Raw genomic sequence first — 4,406 nt, 5'->3', positions numbered from 1 at the left:
GGGACGCGGCCTGAGCCGGCCCAGGGTGTAGCCCCGGCCGGCCGGGTCGAGCGGCCGGGTGGCCTGTTTGAACAGGTACTCGGCCCGCTCGTACGACAGCCGTCCCCGGCCGGTCTCCGGGCACAGGTCGGCCTCGGCCGGCCGGCGGCCCGGCCCGGGGCGCCGGTCGGCCAGGAAGAGCGGGCCGCGGGTCCGGCCGGCCAGCAGCGGGGGCAGCAGCAGCGCCGTCCCGGCCCGCCAGCCGATGCCGTCGCGGCCGGCCCGGCGCGCGGCCAGGTCCAGGTCCTGCACGTCCAGGTCCAGGACCGCGCGGACGCCCGCGCCGGACTCGTCGAGCAGCCGCCACAGGGTCAGTTCGCGCGGTGCGACGCCCGGCAGCGCCCAGATAGCCGCGAGCGCCTCCGGGCCGAGCGGGCGCACGGCGGAGCGTGGTTCGGGCCGCCGGTCGAGCCCGGCCGCCAGGTCGCCCAGCGCGGCCCAGACGGCGAAGGACCGCACGGCGGCCCGGTGGCGGTTCCAGGTCCTGGCCGCGGTGCCGCGCCACAGGGACTCGAACGCCTCCGTCACCCGCGCGGCGGTCAGCGCCTCCACCGGCAGCCGGTCACCCAGCGCCGAGCCGAGCCGGCCCAGGGTCTGGCGGTAGGAGCGGACGGTGGCCGGGCCGAGGTCGCCGCGCGCCAGGAAACCCTCGACGGCCGCCCCGAGGGTCGGGCCCGCCGGCTCCCCGGCCGGGGTCAGCGCGTCCGCGCGGCGCAGCAGGAACGCCCGCTCGGCGGCGTTCCCGGTCAGGCCCGCCGCCCGGTGGAACTCGTCCCGGGCCTCCGCGTCCCGTCCCGAGCGGGCCAGCAGGTCGCCCCGCACGCTCGGCAGCAGGTGGTAGTCGCGCAGCGCGGGATCGCCGCGCACCGCGTCGACCAGCGCCAGACCGGCCTGCGGCCCGTCCGCCATCGCGACCGCGACGGCCCGGTTCAGCCGGACCACCGGCGTCGGCAGCAGCCGCTCCAACGCCCCGTACAGCGCGGCGATCTGCGCCCAGTCGGTGTCCTGTGCGCTGCGGGCCTGCGCGTGGCAGACCGCGATGGCCGCCTGCAGCAGGTACGGCCCCGGGGGGCCGCCGGCCTGCCGGGCCCGGAGCATGGCGGTGAAGCCCCGCCGGATCAGCAGCTGGTCCCAGCGGCCCCGGTTCTGCTCGTGCAGCTGGACCGGCTCCCCCGAGGGGCCGGTCCGGGCGGCCGAGCGGGACGCCTGGATCTCCATCAGCGCGACCAGCCCGTGCACCTCGGCCTCGTCCGGGGCCAGCAGGGCCAGCAGCCGGCCGAGCCGCAGCGCCTCCCGGCAGAGATCGGGGCGGATCAGGTCGTCACCCGAGGTCGCCGCGTAGCCCTCGTTGAAGACCAGGTAGACGACCTCCAGGACGGACGAGAGGCGTTCGGCCAGCGCCGGGCCGCTCGGCAGGTCGAACGGCACCCGCCGCTCCGCCAGCGTCCGCTTCGCCGCCGCGATCCGCCCGGCCACCACCGGTGTCCTGACCAGGAACGCGCGGGCGATCTCGTCGGCCGTCAGCCCGCCGAGCAGCCGCAGCGTCAGCGCGACCCGCTGCTCGGTCGGGAGCACCGGGTGGCAGGAGATCAGGATCAGCCGCAGGACGTCGTCCTGGTCCGGCTCCTGCTCCTGCGCCCCGTCCGGCTCCGGCTCCTCGCGGGCCGCGTCGTGGGCGAGCTGCCGCTGCCGGTGCCCGAGCCGCTCGGAGCGGCGGATGTGGTCCACCGCCCGGCGCCTGGCGACCGTGGTCAGCCAGGCGCCGGGGTTGTCCGGGACGCCGGTGGCCGGCCACTGCTCCAGCGCGGCCACCAGCGCGTCCTGGGCCAGCTCCTCGGCCAGGCCGACGTCGCGCACCAGGCGGGTGAGTGCCGCGATGATCCTCGCGGACTCGAGCCGCCAGAGCGCGTCGACGGTGCGGTGCAGGCCGGTGGAGGTCACGGCGCGGTACCCGGGGTGGTCCGGTGGCCCGTCAGGGGCCGAAGACCTGCTGGATCACGCTCTCGCCGTCGCCGACGATCCGGCGGAAGCGGCGGCCCATCTCGATCGCCTCCTCCCTGGAGCCGACCTCGACCAGGGCGAAGCCGGCCACGGCCTCCCGGGCCTCGGCGAACGGCCCGTCGGTGACGGTGATCTCCTCACCCGCGGAGGTGATCCGCACCCCGCCCGGCTCCAGACCGCCGGTGGCCAGCAGTACGCCGGCGGCGGTCAGTTCCTCGATGAACCTGCCCATCTCGGCGAACAGCTTCTCGTCGGGGGCGGGGGTGGTGTCGGTCGGCCGGGTGGTCATCAGGTAGCGCATGGGGCCTTCTCCTTCGGTGGGGTCGGTCGGTGTGCCGGAGCCGATGCTCTGCCTGTACGTCGAACCACCCTATGTGACAGGGAACGCCCACCGGGGCGGATTGAGTAGCCGTACTCAGGCGGGGAGGACGGGCGGTCCGCGAGAGTTGTCCGTGTGCGTCCGGGCGGCAGGGCCCGGAGGCGGCTGACGACAACGCGTCACGGAACACAGGGGGACTACATGGACAGGCGTACGGGTCTCTGGCCGATGGCGGCGGTGGCGGTGGGCGTGCTGGTCGCGTTCGCCGGACCGGCCGTGGGAGCTCAGGCGGCCACCGCGGGTGAGGTGCTGCCGCACCCGGGGCCGGACGGGCTGATCTGGATCCCGGAGTGGACCGGCGACGGGGGCGCGGTCACCGGCGGGGCGAGCGCGGACCGGCCGTTCACCGTGACGGTCGGCTGCCAGGGCGGCGGGGACGTGCAGGTCACGGTGGTCCCGGGCGGCGGCGACCCCACACCGGTCACGTTCCGGGTCGGGTGCCCGGAGGACGGGACGGGCCTCGGCTCGGTGGAGCTCGCGGGGGAGCAGGGCCGCTCGTTCGGGGTGCAGGTGCACACCTCGGCGCCCGGGATCCGCTGGGGCCTGACCGCCACCCAGCGGGACTGAGCGGGCCGGCCGCCGGGTCGTGGTCGAAGGACCGCCCTCCCCGAACGGCCGGGGCGCGTACGGCCCGGCGGATCTCCCCGTCCGGGCGGCGAGGCTGACGGTCCGTCGGGGGAGGCGGACGCCGCCCGGCGGTGATCGAGTGCCGTACAGTGCGGGCATGGAGGCACTGGGTGGGGCGGATCCCCGGCGAATAGGCGACTTCCGGCTGCTGCGGCGCCTCGGGGCGGGCGGCATGGGCGAGGTCTACCTCGGCCGTACCGCGGGCGGCCGGACGGTGGCGGTGAAGACCGTGCGCGGGGAGTTCGCCGCGGACCACGAGTTCCGGGTGAGGTTCCGTCAGGAGGTGCTCGCCGCCCGTCAGGTGGGCGGCCGGTGGACGGCCCCCGTCCTGGACGCCGACACCGAGGGGCCGCAGCCGTGGGTCGCCACCGGCTACGTCGCCGGGCCCTCGCTGACCTCCGCCGTACGGGAGTTCGGGCCGCTGCCCGGCGAAGCGGTGCGGGTGCTCGGGGCGGGGCTGGCCGAGGCGCTGACCGCCGTGCACGCGGTCGGGCTGGTGCACCGGGACGTCAAGCCCTCCAACGTCCTGCTGGCGCTGGACGGACCGCGCCTGATCGACTTCGGCATCGCCCGTTCACTGGACGCGGCCACCTCGCTGACCCGGTCCGGCTTCGTGATCGGCTCGCCCGGCTACCTCTCGCCCGAGCAGGCCCAGGGCCAGGAGGTCGGACCGGCCAGCGACGTCTTCTCGCTCGGCGCGGTGCTCGCCTTCGCCGCCAGCGCGAGCGCGCCGTTCGGCGAGGGCGCCAGCGCCCCCGTCCTGCTCTACCGGGTCGTGCACGAGGACCCCGACCTGCGGCGGCTCGGCGAGGCCGACCACGGCGTGCGCGATCTGATCGCCGCCTGTCTGGCCAAGGACCCGGCCGACCGGCCGACGCCGGAGCAGCTGCGCGAACAGCTCGCCGCCGGCACCCCGGCCGGGCCGGGCGGGGACTGGCTGCCGCCCGCGGTGGCCGGTTCGGTGGCGCGGCTGGCGGTCGAACTGCTGGACCTGGACACCGAGGCCGCCGACGACGGCCCGGCGGCCGGCCCCGGCACACCCACCGGCCAGTTCGGCCCCCCGATGCCGATGCCGACGCACGTACCGGTGCCGACGCACGTACCCGCGCCGCCGCACACACCGACACCGACCCAGCTGCCGACGGCCGCTCCCACCGGCCCGACGGGAGCGGCCCCGGGGTCGCGCGGCCCGGTGCTGGTCGCCGCCGCCGTCGCGGTGGTGCTGGTGGCGGGGCTGGCGTTCTGGTTCACCCGGGGGACGGGACTGGCCGGCGGCGGCAAGCACCGCAACCAGGTGGCCACGACCGGCGGCGGCAGCGCCACCGGCCACGGCGCCCAGACCCCGGCCGCCGCGCAGAAC

Annotated in this window: 4 protein-coding genes; 2 read left to right on the top strand and 2 right to left on the bottom strand. The window is 77.1% G+C overall.

The genetic code is table 11. The annotated features are described in order from the left end of the window. Nucleotides 1-1,980, bottom strand: a 1,980-nt coding sequence (locus AA75_RS24220; RefSeq protein ID WP_033822325.1) for a sigma-70 family RNA polymerase sigma factor, incomplete at its 3' end; no start/stop codon positions are given. Between the two features lie 31 nt (nucleotides 1,981-2,011). Then, nucleotides 2,012-2,341 (bottom strand): YciI family protein, encoded by a 330-nt coding sequence (locus tag AA75_RS24215; RefSeq protein ID WP_033822324.1) that lies wholly within the window; start codon nucleotides 2,339-2,341, stop codon nucleotides 2,012-2,014. Nucleotides 2,342-2,560: 219 nt separating this feature from the next. Between AA75_RS24215 and AA75_RS24210 the strand changes: the two genes are divergently transcribed. Then, nucleotides 2,561-2,986: a hypothetical protein gene (locus AA75_RS24210; RefSeq protein ID WP_149038342.1), complete on the top strand. Its 426-nt coding sequence runs from the start codon at nucleotides 2,561-2,563 to the stop codon at nucleotides 2,984-2,986. A gap of 157 nt (nucleotides 2,987-3,143) precedes the next feature. After that, a partial coding sequence (locus tag AA75_RS24205) for a serine/threonine-protein kinase (RefSeq protein WP_082526780.1) occupies nucleotides 3,144-4,406 on the top strand: 1,263 nt, incomplete at its 3' end.

The organism is Kitasatospora sp. MBT63, assembly GCF_000710465.2.
In the GTDB taxonomy this organism is placed as follows: Bacteria; Actinomycetota; Actinomycetes; order Streptomycetales; family Streptomycetaceae; genus Kitasatospora.
The sequence above is the reverse complement of the archived record's forward strand: the minus strand, read 5'-3'. Positions and strand labels throughout refer to the sequence as shown.